An 18,755-nucleotide genomic window follows, 5' to 3' on the forward strand; every position below is an offset into this window, starting at 1 on the left:
AGCAAAAACGTAGCAATCAGGACCGGGCACGCGAATCAGCCCGCAAGCATCGAGCGGATCATGAGCACAGAACAGCCGGACCGCGCCCACCCGATGGAGGAGACACATGGAAGCCCTGCTGGAAAAGGCGGCTAACCAGCCCGCCGCGACGGTCGAAGCGCCGCCCGCGCTGTTCAATTTCGCGTCCTACCTGTTTCGACTGAACGAAACGCGCGCCGGCAAGACCGCCTATATCGACGACACCGGCAGCACGACCTACGGTGAACTCGAAGACCGCGCGCGGCGCTTCGCCAGCGCGCTGCGTACGCTCGGCGTACATCCTGAAGAGCGAATACTGCTAGTGATGCTCGACACCATCGCGCTACCGGTTGCCTTTCTCGGCGCGCTCTACGCGGGCGTCGTGCCGGTCGTGGCGAACACGCTGCTCACGCCCGCCGACTACGTGTACATGCTGACGCATAGCCACGCGCGCGCCGTGATCGCCTCGGGTGCGCTCGTGCAGAACGTGACGCAGGCGCTGGAGTCCGCCGAACATGACGGTTGTCAGCTGATCGTCTCGCAACCGCGTGAAGGCGAGCCGCTCCTCGCGCCTCTGCTTGACGACCTGATCGACGCCGCCACGCCTGCCGCCAAAGCCGCCGCGACCGGTTGCGACGACATCGCCTTCTGGCTGTATTCGTCGGGCTCGACCGGGAAACCGAAGGGCACCGTCCACACGCATGCCAACCTGTACTGGACCGCCGAGCTGTATGCCAAGCCAATTCTCGGCATTGCCGAAAGCGACGTGGTGTTTTCCGCGGCCAAACTGTTCTTTGCATACGGGCTCGGCAATGGACTGACATTCCCGCTCTCGGTCGGTGCGACTGCGATTCTGATGGCCGAGCGCCCCACCGCCGACGCGATCTTCGCGCGCCTCGTCAAACATCGCCCGACGGTGTTTTACGGCGTGCCCACGCTCTACGCGAACATGCTGGTGTCGCCGAACCTGCCCGCGCGCGCCGATGTCGCGATACGCATTTGCACGTCGGCGGGCGAAGCGTTGCCGCGCGAAATCGGCGAGCGCTTTACCGCGCACTTCGGCTGCGAAATTCTCGACGGCATCGGCTCGACCGAAATGCTGCACATCTTTTTGTCCAATCGCGCGGGCGCAGTCGAATACGGCACCACGGGCCGACCGGTGCCCGGATACGAAGTCGAATTGCGCGACGATGCGGGCCACGCCGTGCCCGACGGCGAAGTCGGCGATCTGTTCATCAAAGGGCCGAGCGCGGCGGTGATGTACTGGAACAACCGCGAGAAATCGCGCGCCACCTTTCTCGGCGAATGGATTCGCAGCGGCGACAAGTACTGCCGGCTGCCGAATGGCTGCTATGTCTATGCGGGCCGCAGCGACGACATGCTGAAAGTCAGCGGCCAGTACGTCTCGCCCGTCGAAGTGGAAATGGTGCTGGTGCAGCACGACGCGGTGCTCGAAGCCGCGGTGGTCGGCGTCGATCACGGCGGCCTCGTCAAGACGCGCGCGTTCGTCGTACTGAAGCGTGAATTCACGCCATCTGAGATACTCGCGGACGAGTTGAAAGCTTTCGTGAAGGACCGGCTCGCGCCGCACAAATATCCGCGCGATATCGTGTTCGCCGACGATCTGCCGAAAACCGCCACCGGAAAAATTCAACGTTTCAAACTGCGCGAGCAGTCATAAGGTGATTTATGCAGAACCCCGCCAGCGCCAACGTTACCGCCGCAACGACCGTTAGCGAGTTCGCTGAACTGCCCGCTACCGCGTCGCATGGACCGCTGCGCATCGAGTATCGCTGGGTGAATGCGCGCGCGACCGACGCGCCGATCGCCGTCTTCCTGCATGAAGGCCTCGGTTCGATCGCGATGTGGCGCGACTGGCCGCAAACACTGTGCGAACGGCTCGGCATGCGAGGGCTCGTCTATTCGCGGCCCGGCTACGGGCTTTCCACACCGCGTGCGCATGAGGTGAAGTGGCCCACCGATTTCATGACGGCGCAGGCGCGCGACATTCTGCCCGCATTGCTCGACGCACTCGGTATCGATTCACGCGAACGCCGCCGCATGTGGCTGATCGGTCATAGCGACGGCGGCTCGATCACCCTGCTGTACGCCGCGCTCCATGCCGAGGAATTGGCCGGCGCGGTGGCGATTGCGCCGCATGTGTTCGTCGAAGATATTTCGGTGGAAAGCATCGCGCAGACCAAACAGCTCTACGAAACCACCGACCTGCGCAGCAAACTCAGCCGCTATCACGCGGACGTCGATTCGGCGTTTTATGGCTGGAACGACATCTGGCTGAATCCGGCATTCCGAACGTGGACGATTGCCGGGGAACTGGCGTCCATCCGCAAGCCGCTGCTCGCGGTGCAAGGCCATGACGACAACTACGGCACGATGGCCCAGATCGATACGATCGCCACACATGTTCCACATGCGCAACGGGTCAAGCTCGAAGCTTGCGGGCATTCGCCACATCGCGACGCGCCCGAGGCTTTGAACGATGCCATTGCGGCATTCGTTGCTGGAAGCGCGCCTTCCTGATCATCGAGCGACGCCAAACCTTTCGGCATGCCAACGCAGTGTGCGATTGGTCGGCGCCCAGCTCTCGCCAAATACTCAAATTTCCACATCTTCACAAAAGTTACACAGGTCAGCGACTATTCTTGCGTATCGCTGATCTGGGCACGTCGATGCCCTCGCGCATCTTCCCCGTGCCGGAGACATTGCCATGTCCGTTGTGTCGAAGCCGTCTAAAGCCTTGCATTGCAAACGTTTGGCGGCCGCGCTGGCTGCCCTGTCGCTTTGTGCGCTGGTCGGTGCTTGTGGCAACGACGACGACAAAACAGCCGGCACGAGCGCGGTTAGCCCTACCGAAATTCCCGCCAGCGAGAGCACTGCCGCCGCGCTTCTCCCGGCGAATCCGTCCTCCGCTTCACCGGCGCCCGCCGCGCTGACGATTCAAACCCCAGCACTACCCGCATCAAGCGCCGACCCGGCACTGTCTGCTGCCGCGCCGGCGCCGCTCGCCACGCCCGTCATCCACACCGTGGACTGAGTTTCGCGCCTCACGCGACGCGCGGGTGGGGCTCGCGCGCCTCGTGGATCGTTCCTCCACCGAAGATCGAAAGCCAATACCATGACCTCAAAAAATCGCCGTGATTTTCTGCGCTCCGCCGCGCATGCTGCCGGTTCCGCCACCGCATTAAGCATGCTGCCTCTGGGCATTCGCAACGCGCTCGCCATTCCTGCCAATAACAAGACCGGCACGATTCGCGACGTCGAGCACATTGTCGTGCTGATGCAGGAAAACCGCTCGTTCGACCACTACTTCGGCACGCTCAAAGGCGTGCGCGGTTTTGGCGACACGCGCGCGACCAATTTGCCGAACGGCAAGCCCGTGTGGTATCAGCCGCTCGCGGCGGATCTCGGCTACGTGCTGCCGTTCCGCCCCACCGCGCCCAATCTGGGCCTGCAATTCCTCCAGGATCTCGCGCACGACTGGACCAGCACGCACGCGGCGTGGAACGGCGGCCGCTACGATCAATGGGTGCCCGCGAAAGGCACCACGACGATGGCCTACCTCACGCGCGAGGACATTCCGTTTCACTATCAGCTCGCCGACGCCTTCACGATCTGCGACGCGTACCACTGCTCGCTGATGGGACCGACGGACCCGAACCGCTATTACATGTGGAGCGGCTGGGTGGGCAATGACGGCAGCGGTGGCGGTCCGGTGATCGACAATTCCGAACTCGGCTACGGCTGGTCCACCTACCCCGAAGTCCTGCAGAATGCGGGCATTTCGTGGAAGATCTATCAGGACATCGGCACCGGTCTCGACGCCAACGGCTCGTGGGGCTGGACACAGAACCCGTATATCGGCAACTACGGCGACAACTCGCTGCTCTACTTCAACCAGTACCGCAACGCGCAGCCCGGCAACCCGCTCTACGATAACGCGCGCACCGGCACGAATGCGGCAAAGGGCGACGGCTACTTCGATATTCTCAAGCGCGACGTGCAGAACAACGCGCTGCCGCAAGTGTCGTGGATCGTCGCGCCCGAAGCCTATTCCGAACACCCGAACTGGCCGTCGAACTATGGCGCGTGGTACATCGACCAGGTGTTGCAGATTCTCACGTCCAATCCCGAGGTGTGGAGCAAGACGGTGCTGCTCATCAACTACGACGAGAACGACGGTTTCTTCGATCACATGGTGCCGCCCTTCGCACCTTCGTCGAGCGCGAACGGCTTGTCGACCGTGGACACCAGCAACGAAATCTATCCGGGCGACGCGAAGACTCCCGCCGCACCGTACGGACTCGGACCGCGCGTGCCGATGCTGGTGGTTTCACCGTGGTCGAAAGGCGGCTACGTGTGCTCGGAACTGTTCGACCATACGTCGGTGATCCGTTTTATTGAAAAGCGCTTCGGCCACGATCACAATCTCGGCGAATCGAACATCACGCCGTGGCGCCGCGCGGTGTGCGGCGATCTGATGTCCGCGTTCAACTTCAGCAACCCGAACGACGCCTTCCCGACGCTGCCGAGCACGAGCGGCTACGTACCGCCGGACCAGAACCGCCATCCGGATTACGTACCGCTGCCGCCTGCCCTGCAGGCACTGCCGAAGCAGGAAGCCGGCGTGCGCCCCGCTCGCGCGCTGCCTTACGAGCTGTTCGTGCGCGTGCACGGCGAAGGCGCGGCCAATCAACTCACCATGCGCTTCGTCAACACGGGCCGCACCGGCGCGGTGTTTCTGGTCTACGCCGCCCACAGTCTCGATGCGCCGCGCACCTATACGGTGGAAGCCGGCAAGCGCTTGCAGGATCAGTTGCCGTGCAATGCCGACGGCAGCTACGACTTCACCGTGAACGGCCCGAACGGCTTTCTGCGCCGCTTCGCGGGCAGGCCGGTTGCGCGCAGCTGGTGGCATGGTTCCGATATCGCGCGGCCCGAAGTGGCGGAAGGCTACGACGTCTCGAACGGCAACCTGCAACTGCGGCTGGAGAACGTGGGCAGCGCACGTTGCCAGTTCACGATCGTCAACGCGTACGATCCGGGAAATGTCATCAAGCATTCAGTACGTGGCGGCGATACCGAGCAGCTCTACCTCGACCTTCGCAATGCGCATGGCTGGTACGACCTGGCTATAACGGTCGATACGGACCCGCTGTTCGCGCGGCGCTTTGCCGGACACGTGGAAACCGGCAAGAGCAGCATGAGCGATCCGGCGCTGGGCGCTTAAGCTTAAGCCTGAGCCTGCGCCGAACGTCTCGGTGAATACAACGGCCGCTGCGATAGAAACCGCAGCGGCCGTTTTGCATGCTGCCTCCCGAGCGCATGGGCAACATCACGTCATGCGGCAACGGCAGCCGACAACGACGCGCGCTCGCGTGCCTTCTCGCGAATCGCATGCACGATGAACTCCGCATCGCGCGCGACGCCGGAGAAACGCCCCGAACCCCACGTATGCAGCCACGGCAGGCCGACGAAATACAGACCGTCGATCGGCGTTACGCCACGCGTGTGCGCCGGATACCCGCGACCGTTGAACACGGGGGCATCGAGCCAACTGAAGTCCGGCGTAAAACCGATGCACCAGATGATCGCCGCAATACCGCTACCTTCCAGATCGAGCGTGGTGCGCTCTTGCGCGGGACGCCAGATCGGTTCGTACGCGCCACCCGCCGGCGCATCAATGCCGTGCTTCGCGATGAAGCCGTCAATGCTCGCGTTGATCCGGTTATACGTATCGTCGGCGGCATCGAGATTGGCGGCCAGCGTAGGCGAAAAGTGGAGCTGCCCGTCGCGCAGATCGTCGAGCCGCCCATACAATTCCATGCCTTCAGCGGCGAACTTGCGCAGGTCGATATCGCGGCCACCATCGCGGCCCGTCACATAGTGATTGGTGTTGTCGCGCACCCCTTCACGTAACGGATGTTTTTCGACCGGCATATCGTAGTACTGCATGTCGGCGAGCCAATCGACCACGTCACGCCCCCGATAAAAGCGCGCGCAACGCGGCGCCTCGCCGACCGCGAGCACCACCTTGCGGCCGGCCAGATGCAGATCCTCCGCGATCTGCGCGCCGGATTGCCCCGTGCCGACCACCATCACCGCGCCCTCAGGCAAAGCCTGCGGGTTGCGATACGCCGACGACTGCAGTTGCACGATCCCCGCAGGCAGGCGCTCCGCGAGGCGCGGCACGATCGGCGTGTGATAGCCGCCCGAGGCCACCACCACCTGGTCCGCGGTGAAGTCGCCGTGCGTCGTCGTGATGGCGTAGACGCCGTCGTCGCGCTGCTTGACGCGTTTGACTTCAGTGCGCTCCAGCACCGGCGCGTCGACATGCGCGACGAAGCCATCGAGGTAGGCAATGATTTCGTCTTTCTTCATGAAGCCGTGCGGGTCATCGCCACGATACGGATAGCCGGGCAATGCGCATTGCCAGTTCGGCGTGACGAGGCAAAACGCGTCCCAACGCTGTTCGCGCCACGTATGCGTGAGCGCATTCTTTTCCACGACCAGATGGTCGATGCCGGCCTGCTTCAGGTAGTAGCTGACCGACAGCCCCGCCTGGCCGCCGCCGATGACAAGCACGCCGTAGTGGCCCTCGGCGCGAGCGTGATGGGTTGGATTCGACATGATGCGTCCTCTGAAAGAATAAGCGCCTAGCTGAATTCGATGACCTTGACGGTCGCGTCCGGCCGATCGCGAAAGCGCGCCGCGTCGCGCTCGATCTGTGCAAGCTGGTCCATTGCCGCCGAGCAGGCAAAGCCGTATTTCTCGCGCACGCGCTCGGACGCGATGCCCAGCGCCTGCCGGGAACGTTCGACGAAATCCTCGAGCGCATAGGCCTCGCCCGGCGTAAAAAAATCGCCGATCACGAGCGAAGGCGAATAACAGTTCGCTTCGTCGCCATCGGGCCATTGAATGCGAAAGTGCATGATAGGCATCGTTTATCCTCGAATCAATGGGTAAGCAGAGCGCGCTTCGCGAGGAAACGGCGGTAGGCATCCACATGGCACCGTGCGCTCGCCGCCCAGCTAAAGCGCGCGAGTAACGCGGGCACGGCATTCTCGAAATCGATACCGTTTTCACCCAACGCACGCACAAGGGCCGCGGCGATCGATTCCACGTCGTCAGGATCGGCCCAGCAGCAGGTGGCGTCGTCGAGATACTCGGTGAATGGCGCAATCGAAGACACCACCACCGGTGTGCCGCTCGCCAGCGCTTCCAGCACGACAAGACCGAAACCTTCGCGCAGCGACACCATCGAAAGAACATCGGCGCTTCGAAACAGAGCGGGCATGACGGCGTCTTCGAGCGGGCCGGTCAGCACGACGCTTTCATGAGGTCCGATCGACAGACCCAACTCACTCGCCCGTTGCAGCAAGCGTCGGCTGTAGGCGTCGTGGTCGAGAAGGCTCGCGCCGCCTGCAATGAGGAGTTGTGCTTGCGGCAAACCGCTGCGCACCGAGGCAAACGCTTCGAGCAGGCCCAATGTGTTCTTGCGCGCTTCGATACCGCCCACCGCCAGCACGATCGGGCCGCCTTGCAGTCCGAAACGCTGCCGCAGTTGCGCGTCGTGTTGATCGCGTCGCGAAGAAAAACGCGCCACGTCTACACCGTTCGGCACAGTGCTTGCGCTGATCCCGTATACCGACTGCATGTCTCGCGCCCATGTATCGCTCACACACAACACGTGGTCGGCATCCTGAAACGCACGGCGCTGCCAGGCCGTCAGTCGCGGATCTTCGAAATGATCCAGGTGATGCACCGTGCGCATGAAGCCGTGAATAAGACCCTGCGCTTTCAACTCGGCCAGCGCGTTGCCGCTGATGCTGTCCTGCGCGTGCAGTACGTCGAACGCAGCTGCGTCGTGCTCGATCAACGCGCGCCGGAATGCATCGATTCGGGCCTCGACCATCGCAACCGTATCAGCCTGAGCCAGAACGATCGGCGCATACACCACCCGGCAAGGCGGCAAACGAAACAGCCTCTCGCCGGGCGCGGCCGGCACGAACACCGTTACCTCGTGCCCAAGCGCCGTCAATGCGCTCGCCAGTTCGAGCGTGTGCACCACGCCACCGCGCGGATTGACCGAATGCGTGAGCAACGCGATACGCAGCGCGCTCATTTCGCCGCCCCCTTTCCGACGATGAACGGCTCACGCTGGAAGTCCCATAGCGTAGCGGCGTCATCCTGCCGATGCAGGACCACCTGGCTCGTTGCATCCACGGAACCGATCACTGAGCACGCAAGCGATCGGGCGCTGAACTTTTCTTGTACGGTCTCCACATGTTCGGGCCGCACGGACAGCAGATATCCAAAACTCGGAAACGCGGTCACCCAGCGTTCCAGCGGCACACCCTCGGGTGCGGGGATGCGCGCGAGATCGACCCGCGCGCCGACCTCCGAACACTCGAGCAACATCAGCGCCGTGCCTAGCGTGCCCGCCATGCTGATATCCTTCGCGGCGTCGCACAGGCCGCTCTCCGCCAGTTGCGGCAGCAGTTCGAGATCGCCCCTTAGACGCTCGGGCGGAGCATCCACCGAAGCATTCCAGAACGGATACGGCTCTTCGAAGCGGCCGCGCAGATCGACAGCCATCATCAGGCTGTCACCGGGTTTCGCGTTGAAACTCGACAGCAACGCCTTCGCGCGGCCGACAATCGACACCGCCAGTTGCGCTGCATCGCTGCGCGTATTCGTGTGGCCGCCGACAATCGGCACGCCATACGCGAGCGAAGCCGCCGCCATGCCCGCCAACACCTGCTCCGCCGCGCCGATGCCCTGACTCCACAGCGCATCCACCACCGCCAATGGCCGCCCGCCCATCGCATAGATATCGCTTACGTTGACCATCACGCTGCTATAGCCGGCGAACCACGGCATGGCGCTCACGAAATCGCTGACCATGCCTTCGATAGCGAAGAGCAGATAGCCGTCCCCGTCGGCGAGCGCGGCGCAGTCGTCGCCGAGCGCCACAGCCTGCGCGAGATCGCGCGTGCCGCGCGGCAAACGCTTCGCCAGCGAGTCGACGACACCCACGATATCGGTCTTGTGCCGGAATCCGCGGCTCTCGCGCAGACTCGCGACAAGGTCGGCGACAGTCATGCGGCGCTCCGCTCAGGCTCACGGCCGCGTGAGGGCGGCAACGAATGCGCCCGCGTCTGCGTGACAAAGCCGCCATAAGGCTCCGCGCACGGCGGATAGCGGTCCAGTTGCGCCTGCATCAGATGATGCGGTCTGCCCAGCAACGTTTCCTCCGCCAGCACGTCCCAGTACATCGCGCGAAACAGCGGCACATTCTGACTCTGCACGTGCGCGAGAAACGTCTCGCAGCCGAGCGCGTGTGCGCTGCTCACCGCGAGACGAATCAGCGTCGCGCCGATCTTTCCGTGCCGGCGAAAGGCCGCATGCACGGCGAGCCGCGAGCCAAACCACACATTGTCGTGGTCGCGATGAATACGCACGGTGCCGACCACCTGTTCCGGCATGCCGGCGAGACAACTGAGCGCCACCAGTTGCTGCGCGTGCTGGTCGATATCGTCGCGATCATCGCCGACAAAAATGCCCTGCTCGATGCAGAAGACCGCGCGCCGCAATCTGAACGCCTCTTCGGCTTCCCAATTCAACGTGGTCCACTTGATACGGAATTCGCTCGGCGCATACGGCGCGAAAACAATCTCGCCATCCAGCGCCTCGCCTGCAATCGCTTCGCCGAACATGATCACTCCTCGTACGATGACAGCGACGAACACGCGCCGCATTTACCGCAACCCGCCTTGATATCGCTCGAACGCATGGTCGCCGCATTGAGCATGCCGCCAAGCGGCTGCAAAACCGACTTCATGAATTCGGGCGTAGGGGCAGGATGATCTTCGAGCGGTGTGCCGCTGATCGGCACGAACGGCACGACGAACGGATAGACGCCGATCTCGATCAGCTCGCGCGACATCGCGAGAATCGATTCGGCACTATCGCCCAGGCCCGCGAGGATATATGTGCTGACCTGTCCGCGTCCGAACACGGCCACCGCGGCCTCGAACGCCTCCATGTAGCGCGACAGCGGCACGCTCGCCTTGCCGGGCATGATGCGTTCGCGCAGCGCGGGCGTCACGACTTCGAGATGCATGCCGAGTGTGTCGATGCCGCTTGCTTTCATGCGCGCGAACCAGCGGTCGTCGTCCGGCGGCTCGCATTGCGCCTGGATCGGCAGATCGACCGCGGCCTTGATCGCGAACGCGCTCTCACACAGAATCTGCGCGCCGCGATCCGGCGTGGGCGGTGTGCCGGTGGTCAGCACCATATGCTTCACGCCGTCGAGCAACACGGCCGCGCGCGCCACTTCCGCCAGTTGCTCAGGCGTCTTGCGCGTAATGGTGCGACCCGCTGCGAGCGATTGCCCGATTGCGCAGAACTTGCAGCTCTTGCGCCGGCTCTCGTAGCGAATACAGGTTTGCAACACGGTGGTCGCGAGCACGTCGGCGCTATGCAACGTGGCGATATGCGAATAAGGCACGCCGTCGAGTGTCTGCATGCCGTAGAAACGCGGCGACTTCGGGAAGCTGATATCGGCGATCGGAATCGTGCCGCGCAGCAGCGCGCTCGACCCACTCGCATCCGGCGTCTGCGCGACGAACGGCGAGTGCCACGCGGTGCTCGTATGCACGGGCACCATGATCGTTACGCCGTCCACGGTCACCGCCTTGTGGTCGGACGGACCCGCGCCGCCGCGGCGGCTGGCCGCGCCCGCATCCGGCGACACGAGCCGCAAGCCGGCCGACTGCAATTCAGTCATCAATTGCCGGCTCTGCGCCGACAGTGATTCGCTGGCGCTCATCGCACCCTCCTTCGGTTGAATTGAAATCGGCGCTCGGGACGGACGGCCACGCCGGCATCGGCGCCACGGTTTCCGCGGGCCGCCGGTTGATCGCAAGACTCAGCAATTCGGGGCGCGCGTAATGGCCGACCGAATCCATCATGCGTTTGCGCTTGGTGATCAAGGCCATGTCGAGATCGGCGATCACCATGCCTTCGCCCTCGCGTAACGGCTCGGCGAGATGCTGCCCTTCCGGCGAGATGATCGCGGTGTTGCAGCCGCCGCGCAGCGCCTTCTGCAGATTCGTATCCGGGGTGACGGACGCAATCTGCGCTTCGCTGAGCCATCCCGTCGCGTTGACGACGAAGCATCCCGATTCCAGCGCGTGATGCCGGATCGTCACCTCGATCTGATCAGCGAAAATCGGCCCCACCAGCGAACCGGGAAACTGGCTGCAATGAATCTCTTCATGCTGCGTCATCAACGCATAACGCGCGAGCGGGTTGTAATGCTCCCAGCAGGCGAGCGCGCCCACGCGCGCCACCGCGGTGCGCGCCACCGTCAGACCGGCCGCGTCGCCTTGCCCCCAGATCATCCGCTCATGAAATGTGGGCGTGATCTTGCGGCGCTTGAGCACGATCTGACCATCCACGTCGAAAATCAACTGCGTGTTGTAGAGGCTGCCGTGATCGCGTTCGTTGACGCCGAGCACCACTACCATCCGATGCAAACGCGCCTGCTCGGCCACCGCCTGCGTCACGGGACCCGGCACCACCACGGCCTCTTCGTAGAGTTTCATGTGATCGGCGCCGGAAGCGACGGGCGGCCGTACGAAAGAGAAGTACGGGTAATACGGCACGAAGGTTTCGGGAAATACGATCAGTTGCACGCCTTCGCGCGCCGCCTGTTCGATTGCCTCGCAGACCTTGTCGAGCGTGCCGCCGCTGCGCTCGAAGTCCGGTGCGATCTGGACCGCCGCGGCGCGCACGATGCGTTTGCCGGTCGTTTTATCGGACATAGTGGTCACTCGCCTCTCGTCAGACCGTCCACGTATGGATGATCAGTGCGTTGTCCTTGCGATGAAGCAACTGGATGTCGAGCACATCGAGCGGGCTGATTGGACGAATGCCTTCGATCAGCGAGGCCTCGCCGTGTCCATATAGCGCCTGCAGCGCGAAGCGGCACGCGTAGACCTTGCCGCCTTCTTCCATGAACTTCATCAGTTGCTTGTTGAAGTTCAGATGGCCGGGGAACGCTTCGTCGCCCAGTGTCGGAAAGCCGCGTTGCAGACCGAGCGTCACGCCCGGTCCGTACAGCAGCACCGATGTCTCGAAGCCCTTGCGTTGCAGGCGCGTGGCCTGCAATAGATTGACGAAGCCGATCGAGCCTTCGAACGCGACCGTGTGGAACGTGACGAGCGCCTTCTCGCCGGGTTCGGCTTTCACGTCTTCGAAGACTTTCTCCTCATAGTCGACAAGGTAATCGCCTTTCTGATGCAGCGGTTTGTTGACGGCTGGCATGGCACTCTCCGATCAGGGTTGCTAAGTAAAAGATGGCGCGCGTTCAGGTTGTGCGCGCTTCCTCCAATGCAACGGCCGTGCCATTGATCGACCCCGCGAATGCGATCAATCCGCGATCAATTCCGCCTCGATTCGAAGTGCGACTCGAAAATTTTTTGGGCGCGAAGGTTGCATACAGGTCCGGCATCCCGTGCAAACGCTGTTGGTGCGGCTTTACCGCACCAGCCAAGTGCGATTCGCGCAGTCCAACGTGTCGGCATGGTGCAGTCATTCACCACAGTCGATCAATCCAATCATTGATCGCATGCGAATGCGATCATCTTTTCCAACGTGAATAGAGACTCGAAGGCAATGAGCAGCCCGACACATCACTGGATCAAACGTCTTGCCGACATTCGCAAGCCGGCCTACCTGGCGATTCCCGATCTGATCGAAGAAGATCTCGCCACCGGGCGGCTGCGTCCGCGCGACCGCTTGCCGGGACTGCGCGATCTCGCCGAAGAGCTCGCGCTGAACTACACGACGGTGGCGCGCGCCTATGCCGAAGCGCGCAAGCGCGGCCTGCTCGATTCGCGCGCCGGCAGCGGCACGTTCGTGCGAGGCCGCACAGCCACCTTGCCGCTCGCGGGCGGCAGCAGCATCGAAATGTCGATGAACACGCCACCCGAGCCGCCCGATTACGCCATGCGTCTGCGCGACTCCGCCGCGCGCCAGATGGCCGACAGCGATCCTTATCAGTTGCTGCGTTACCAGGACTTCGGCGGCTCGGCGGCGGACAAGGATGCGGGCGCCGAATGGCTGAGGCGCCGGGTGCCGCATTGCGACGCGCAAAACGTGCTGGTGTGCCCCGGCATTCATAGCGCGCTGGTGGCGCTCGTCTCGCAGCTCGCGCGGCCCGGCGGCACCATCTGTCTCGATGCGCTCGCCTACCCCGGCATCAAGGCGATCGCCGCGCAACTCGGTGTGCGTCTGCAAGCGCTGCCGCGCGACGACGAAGGACCGCTCGCTCACGCGTTCGAAGCGCTCTGCAAAACCGACAAGCCGAGCGCGTTCTATTGCAATCCGACGCTGCAAAATCCGAGCACGCTCACGCTCACGCACAAACGGCGCGAGGCGCTCGCCGACGTAGCGTTGCGCTACAGCGTGCCGATCATCGAAGACGACGCGTATGCCATGCTGCCGCAGAGCGCGCCCGACGCGCTCGCGAGTTTCGCGCCCGAACTGACGTATTACGTGACGGGCCTGTCCAAGAGCTTCGGCGCCGGCTTGCGCGTCGCGCATCTGCATGCGCCGACGCCGCGCCAAACGCAGCGGCTAGCCGGCGCGTTACGCGCGACCACGGTGATGGCGAGTCCGTACACGGTCATGCTCGCGACGCAATGGATCGCGGACGGAACCGCGGCGGAGATGCTCGGCGCGATCCGCAACGAATCGCGCGCACGCCAGGCCATTGCCGCGCGCATGCTCGAAGCGTGGCCTTACGAAGCGCATCAGGATGGTTTTCATTTGTGGCTGCCGGTGCCGGTGGAAAGCGGCTGGAGCGCATCCGAACTTGCCTTGCAGTTGCGCAATCAGGGCATTGCCGCCGTGGCGGGCGCCGCGTTCTCCACCGACGGCAATCCGCCCAATGCCATGCGCGTGTGCCTCGGCGGATCGAAAACGCGTGACGAATGCGCACAAGCGCTGCACATCGTGGCGGAGACTCTCGACCATCCGCATCATCTGCATTCGCCGGTGATGTGAAACGATCCATCCGATCGCGCGTTATTGTCATACGAATACAACGACGTGCGCGAAGCCACCTACTTCTGCATGCGACACTCCGCCGCATGCGGCACCCCTACGTTTGGGGTAATTGAAAGGATTCGCTGCTCAAGTCGGGCCTGCTCAGGCCGTATACCGCAGGTGAGGCCCCCGCCTCGCCGACTCCGGTTTACCGCTCACCCCCAAAGACTCCCGACATGTTCACCTCCATTCGCGCGCGCATCGTCGCCCTATGCGTTGCTATCGTTGTGGTTGCGCTCGCTGCCAACGCGGTTCTCAACTACGTCGTCGCCAACTCGTATAACGCCGATGCCATCGACAGCAGCCTGACCTCGGTGGAAAGCGGTCACGCGGCCGGCATCAGCGACTGGGTTGCCGCCAACACCCAGATGATCAACTCGCTGCAGGACGTGGTACTGCAACCCGATCCGTCCGCTGCGTTAAAGCAGATCGCCGCGGCCGGCAAGTTCTCGAACGTGTATGTCGGCTATGCGGACAAGACCTCGAAGTTCTCCGACCCGACCGGCATTCCGGCGGACTACGATCCGACCGGCCGCCCCTGGTACAAGCAGGCCGCCGCCGCTGGCAAGCCGGTTGTAACGCCGCCCTACGTGGACGTGGGCACAGGCAAACTGGTGGTGGCATTCGCGGCGCCGGTCGTGCGCGACGGCGCGGTAAAAGGCGTGGTGTCCGGCGACGTCGCGATGGACAGCGTGATCGCCAACGTCAAGGCGATTCATCCCACACCGGCGAGCTTCGGCATGCTGATCGACGCAAGCGGCCATATCGTCGCGCATCCCGATCCAAAGCTGACCTTGAAGCCGGTCTCCGATGTCGCGCCCGGTTTGACCGGCGATAAGCTCGCCGCCCTCTTCAGCGCCGACCGTCCGCTCGACATGGACGTGAATGGCAGCACGAAGCTGATGCGCGCGCAAGCGATTCCCGGCACTGACTGGTACGTGGTCGTCGCACTCGACAAAGCCGAAGCGACCGCCGGCATGCGTTCGCTGCTGACCGCTTCGATCATGGCGCTGATCGTGATCGCCGGCATCGCCGCCGCCATCGTGGCGGCGGTGACCGCGGTGTCGTTCCAGCGTCTGTCGAAAGTGCGCGATGCCATGGACGCCATCGGCTCCGGCGAAGGCGATCTGACGCAGCGCCTGCCGGCCGTCGGCAACGACGAAGTCGCGCAGATCGCGCGCTCGTTCAACACCTTCATCGACAAACTCAGCCACGTGATGCGCCAGATTCGCGACGCCAGCGAATCGGTGCGCGTGGCCGCCAATGAAATCGCCGCGGGCAACGTCGATCTGTCGGGCCGCACGGAATCCGCTGCCGCGAGCTTGCAGCAAACCGCAGCATCGATGGAAGAAATCACCTCGACGGTCACGCAATCGGCCAGCTCCGCGAAACAGGCCGACAGTACTGCCGTTTCCGCCTCGCAGGTCGCCTCGCGCGGCGGCGTGGTGATCTCCGAAGTGATTGCGACGATGGGCGAGATCCAGCATGCGTCGGTGAAAATCTCCGACATCATCGGCGTGATCGACGGCATTGCGTTCCAGACCAACATCCTCGCGCTGAATGCCGCGGTGGAGGCCGCGCGTGCAGGCGAACAGGGCCGCGGCTTCGCGGTGGTGGCCGGTGAAGTGCGCAGCCTCGCGCAACGCAGCGCGCAGGCCGCGAAGGAAATCAAGGCGCTGATCGAAGCAACCGTGGCGAGCGTCTCGTCGGGTTCGGGCCAGGTGCGCCAGGCCGGCGAGACGATGACCGAGATCGTCAGCAACGTCGCCAACGTGACGACCATCATTTCCGAAATCACGCAGGCGGCCAACGAGCAGACGCGCGGTATTCAGGAAGTGAACCGCGCGGTCAGCCAGCTCGACGAAATGGTGCAACAGAATGCCGCACTGGTCGAAGAATCCACGGCGGCGGCGGCCGCACTGCAGAGCCAGGCCGTGAGCCTCGCCAGTGCAGTGACGCAATTCAAACTCGACTAAAAGCTAAAGTTGGAATCTTGCAGTGACGTTCTATAGAAATCTGAAGATCGCCGTTAAATTGGCGTTGCTCGGCGCGGTATTGTTGGCCGCGACGATGGTCGTGGGTCTGGAAGGCTGGCATGCGTTGTCCAGAACGCATGCGCTGCAAATTCAGTCCGCGCAATCGCTCAGCCAGTATGCGCAAGCCGCCGATACGGCGCGCGTCGCGCAGGTCGAATTCAAGAAGCAGGTGCAGGAGTGGAAGGACCTGTTGTTGCGCGGCGCGGATCCGGCCGCCTTCGCCAAATACCGTGATGCCTTCAACAGGGAAAGCGGAACGACGCACGCTGCCCTGCTGCGCCTGAAGGATCAGTTGAGCGCATTGGGCGCGAACATGGACGGAGTCGACAAGGCGCTCGCCACGCATGCATCGCTGCAGGACAGTTATCTCGACGCGCTGAAACACTACGACGCCGCCGATCCGAACACGGCGCACGTGGTCGACGCTCTCGTCAAAGGCATCGACCGCGCGCCGACCGCCGCTATCGACGATATCGTCGCCACCGTGATGCAACAGGCGCATGACTCCAGCGTGCGCACGAGCGAAGCGGCGGAGCAGGCCTACACCATCGCGACCGTGCTGTTGCTGTCGGTCGTTATCGGTTCGCTCGGCGTCGGCGCTTTCGCGATCTGGTTCCTGAGCCGCAGCATCACGGTGCCGGTCAGACAGGCGGTGGGCGTCGCGCAGGCGGTGGCGGCAGGCGATCTGCGCGCCGACGTGCCCGTGGTGAGCCGCGACGAAACAGGCCAGTTGCTCACTGCCCTCAACGACATGAACCAGCGCTTGCGGCATATCGTCAGCGAGATCCGTGAAGGCGCGCATACGATTTCCACGGCCACGCAGGAAATCGCCACAGGCAACCTCGACCTGTCGGCGCGTACCGAGCAGCAGGCGGCCTCGCTTGAAGAAACCGCCGCGTCGATGCAGCATTTTACCGACTCGGTTCAGCGCAACGCCGCCAACGCCCGCGAAGCCACCACGCTCGCGCAAACCGCCGCGCATGCCGCGCGTGAAGGCGGCGTTGTCATGAGCGACGCGGTGCGCACGATGGGCCAGATCGATGCGGCGTCCAAGCGTATCGTCGATATCATCGCAGTGGTGGAAGCCATTGCGGCGCAAACCAATATCCTCGCGCTCAATGCAGCGGTCGAAGCGGCGCGCGCCGGCACGCAAGGGCGCGGCTTCGCGGTGGTCGCGAGCGAAGTGCGCAGCCTCGCGCAACGTTCCGCCGACGCCGCACGCGAGATTAGGACGCTGATTCGCGAGTCGGTCGCCACGATCGAAGCCGGCACGCAACTGATCAACCACGCGAGCACCACGATGGACGGCGTGGTGGAAAGCGCCGGCAGCGTGACGCGTATCGTCGAGTCGATCGCGACCGCGAGTGTCGATCAGGCAACCGGCATCGCGGAAGTCAACGACGCCGTCACACAGATGGACCAGGTGACGCAAAGCAACGCGGCTTTGGTCGAGCAGGCGGCGGCCGCGGCCGACGCGGTGCAAAGCAAAGCATCCGGACTCGTGCAAAGCGTGAGTTTCTTCAGGCTGGGCGCCGCGGCCTGACGGAGCGGCGCCGTGCTCGTCGCGCGGCGCCTGTTGCTCCAGTTGCAGCGTGAGTCGAGTGGATGAAGCGGCGCGCCACGCGCCGCTTACGACTCGAAGTCGAGTCCGCCGATCAGGGCGACCGGCTCGGCCTGCGTATGCGAGAGAAAGTCCAGTTCGCGCGCATGGTTCCAGGCCGCGAGCTTGCGCGGCAGCGCGGCCAGATAACCAGCAAAACGCGACGGCCCTTCGGCCCCCATCAGCCTCTCGATTTCGTCGCTGTCCCACGTCAGATACAGATTCAATGGATGGGGGTACAGTCCCATGTCCTCGATCGGCGTGGCATGAATCCGCACGCGAGTGGGATGCCCGTGGCCGCCGTATGGCAGCACTTCGGTATGCACGGTGGTGGCGAAACAGGCGGCAATGGCCTCGGCGATGCGAGGCGCGAACTGTTCATCGAAACGGGCGGCATTCTCCGGACGCATCCATGTCTCCAACGTTGTGCGGAATGTGCGAAACATCCTAGCACGCGGTCCGGTGCGCGCTTCCTGTCTATCCGCTGCGGCTTCGCGCCGCCCTTACTCTTCAAACTGTCTTCAGAATTCGCGGCCTCGCTTCGCTCGCCGCAGCCGCAGCCGAAGCCGCCAGCCCGGGAACCGCGCCGGGTTCATCGACGTCCTTCTTCTCCGTGCGCATGGACAGATAGCGCAAACAGCACACGCGCAGGAACGACGCAAAGTTAGTCGGCAGCTCGCCCCGCAGCGCGATCAGTTCGTCGTACAGCTGCACGGCGAACTGACTGGTCGTCATGTTCTCGCGCGCGGCGATTTCGTGCAGCACGTCCCAGAACAGATTTTCCAGCCGGACCGTGGTGATCACGCCGTGAATGCGCAGCGAGCGCGTGCGCGACTCGTACAGGATCGGATCGGCGTTGATGTACACCCTACACATGGCGTTACTCCCTGATTTCAGGCAGGCGTGGGGGGGGGGGGGGGGGGGGGGGCCCCCCCCCCCCCCCCCCCCGCCCCCCCCCCCCCCCC

At 63.6% G+C, this 18,755-nt stretch carries 17 protein-coding genes; 7 read left to right on the top strand and 10 right to left on the bottom strand.

Features of this window, described 5'->3' with window-relative positions; translation table 11 throughout:
* Positions 1 to 106 precede the first annotated feature (106 nt).
* The 4 genes from P0D70_RS11910 (at position 107) to P0D70_RS11925 (ending at position 5,266) form a co-directional block, all read left to right on the top strand.
* Positions 107 to 1,699, top strand: coding sequence for a benzoate-CoA ligase family protein (locus P0D70_RS11910; RefSeq protein WP_408184622.1), 1,593 nt, complete (start codon positions 107 to 109; stop codon positions 1,697 to 1,699).
* An 8-nt stretch (positions 1,700 to 1,707) separates the two neighbouring features.
* A complete protein-coding gene (locus tag P0D70_RS11915; RefSeq protein ID WP_408184623.1) occupies positions 1,708 to 2,559 on the top strand; it encodes an alpha/beta fold hydrolase in 852 nt (283 codons plus the stop codon).
* Positions 2,560 to 2,746: 187 nt separating this feature from the next.
* On the top strand, positions 2,747 to 3,073 hold the full coding sequence (locus P0D70_RS11920; RefSeq protein WP_408184624.1) for a hypothetical protein: 327 nt from the start codon (positions 2,747 to 2,749) through the stop codon (positions 3,071 to 3,073).
* Positions 3,074 to 3,154: 81 nt separating this feature from the next.
* Positions 3,155 to 5,266, top strand: coding sequence for a phosphocholine-specific phospholipase C (locus P0D70_RS11925; protein WP_408184625.1), 2,112 nt, complete (start codon positions 3,155 to 3,157; stop codon positions 5,264 to 5,266).
* Positions 5,267 to 5,376: 110 nt separating this feature from the next.
* Here P0D70_RS11925 and P0D70_RS11930 read toward each other — a convergent pair whose 3' ends face one another.
* From P0D70_RS11930 to P0D70_RS11965, 8 genes are read right to left on the bottom strand one after another with little or no spacing between them, the layout of a single operon-like run.
* Positions 5,377 to 6,666 (bottom strand): MSMEG_0569 family flavin-dependent oxidoreductase, encoded by a 1,290-nt coding sequence (locus tag P0D70_RS11930; RefSeq protein WP_408184626.1) that lies wholly within the window; start codon positions 6,664 to 6,666, stop codon positions 5,377 to 5,379.
* 26 nt (positions 6,667 to 6,692) lie between these two features.
* Positions 6,693 to 6,977, bottom strand: coding sequence for an MSMEG_0570 family nitrogen starvation response protein (locus P0D70_RS11935; protein ID WP_408184627.1), 285 nt, complete (start codon positions 6,975 to 6,977; stop codon positions 6,693 to 6,695).
* Between the two features lie 14 nt (positions 6,978 to 6,991).
* The gene (locus P0D70_RS11940) at positions 6,992 to 8,161 is read right to left on the bottom strand and encodes an MSMEG_0565 family glycosyltransferase (RefSeq protein WP_408184628.1); all 1,170 of its coding nucleotides are present in this window, start codon (positions 8,159 to 8,161) and stop codon (positions 6,992 to 6,994) included.
* The gene (locus P0D70_RS11945) at positions 8,158 to 9,141 is read right to left on the bottom strand and encodes a sll0787 family AIR synthase-like protein (protein ID WP_408184629.1); all 984 of its coding nucleotides are present in this window, start codon (positions 9,139 to 9,141) and stop codon (positions 8,158 to 8,160) included. Before P0D70_RS11945 ends, P0D70_RS11940 begins: the two co-directional genes overlap by 4 nt.
* Complete coding sequence (locus P0D70_RS11950) at positions 9,138 to 9,755, bottom strand: MSMEG_0567/Sll0786 family nitrogen starvation N-acetyltransferase (protein WP_091792747.1); 618 nt, start codon at positions 9,753 to 9,755, stop codon at positions 9,138 to 9,140. Before P0D70_RS11950 ends, P0D70_RS11945 begins: the two co-directional genes overlap by 4 nt.
* Before the next feature lie 2 nt (positions 9,756 to 9,757).
* Positions 9,758 to 10,828 carry an MSMEG_0568 family radical SAM protein gene (locus P0D70_RS11955; protein ID WP_408184639.1) on the bottom strand — a complete coding sequence of 357 codons (1,071 nt, stop codon included), beginning with the start codon at positions 10,826 to 10,828 and terminating at the stop codon, positions 9,758 to 9,760.
* Positions 10,821 to 11,867, bottom strand: coding sequence for a Nit6803 family nitrilase (locus tag P0D70_RS11960; protein ID WP_408184630.1), 1,047 nt, complete (start codon positions 11,865 to 11,867; stop codon positions 10,821 to 10,823). The genes P0D70_RS11955 and P0D70_RS11960 overlap by 8 nt, the downstream gene beginning before the upstream one ends.
* A gap of 19 nt (positions 11,868 to 11,886) precedes the next feature.
* Positions 11,887 to 12,369: an MSMEG_0572/Sll0783 family nitrogen starvation response protein gene (locus P0D70_RS11965; protein WP_054040483.1), complete on the bottom strand. Its 483-nt coding sequence runs from the start codon at positions 12,367 to 12,369 to the stop codon at positions 11,887 to 11,889.
* 351 nt (positions 12,370 to 12,720) lie between these two features.
* Here P0D70_RS11965 and P0D70_RS11970 point away from each other — a divergent pair, with 351 nt between their 5' ends.
* The 3 genes from P0D70_RS11970 to P0D70_RS11980 all read left to right on the top strand — a co-directional run bounded on the left by P0D70_RS11970 (position 12,721) and on the right by P0D70_RS11980 (position 17,733).
* Positions 12,721 to 14,112: an aminotransferase-like domain-containing protein gene (locus P0D70_RS11970; RefSeq protein ID WP_408184631.1), complete on the top strand. Its 1,392-nt coding sequence runs from the start codon at positions 12,721 to 12,723 to the stop codon at positions 14,110 to 14,112.
* 218 nt (positions 14,113 to 14,330) lie between these two features.
* Positions 14,331 to 16,130: a methyl-accepting chemotaxis protein gene (locus P0D70_RS11975; protein WP_408184632.1), complete on the top strand. Its 1,800-nt coding sequence runs from the start codon at positions 14,331 to 14,333 to the stop codon at positions 16,128 to 16,130.
* Positions 16,131 to 16,152: 22 nt separating this feature from the next.
* Entirely contained in the window at positions 16,153 to 17,733 is a 1,581-nt protein-coding gene (locus tag P0D70_RS11980) for a methyl-accepting chemotaxis protein (protein WP_408184633.1), read from the top strand.
* Positions 17,734 to 17,819: 86 nt separating this feature from the next.
* On the opposite strand, the gene P0D70_RS11985 is transcribed toward P0D70_RS11980, so the two are convergent.
* Complete coding sequence (locus tag P0D70_RS11985; protein ID WP_091792742.1) at positions 17,820 to 18,200, bottom strand: DUF5594 family protein; 381 nt, start codon at positions 18,198 to 18,200, stop codon at positions 17,820 to 17,822.
* Positions 18,201 to 18,300: 100 nt separating this feature from the next.
* Complete coding sequence (locus tag P0D70_RS11990; protein ID WP_091792741.1) at positions 18,301 to 18,666, bottom strand: ribbon-helix-helix domain-containing protein; 366 nt, start codon at positions 18,664 to 18,666, stop codon at positions 18,301 to 18,303.
* Between the last annotated feature and the right edge of the window lie 89 nt (positions 18,667 to 18,755).

The sequence above is a fragment of the Paraburkholderia sp. RL17-381-BIF-C genome, assembly GCF_046026435.1.
Lineage (GTDB): Bacteria > Pseudomonadota > Gammaproteobacteria > Burkholderiales > Burkholderiaceae > Paraburkholderia.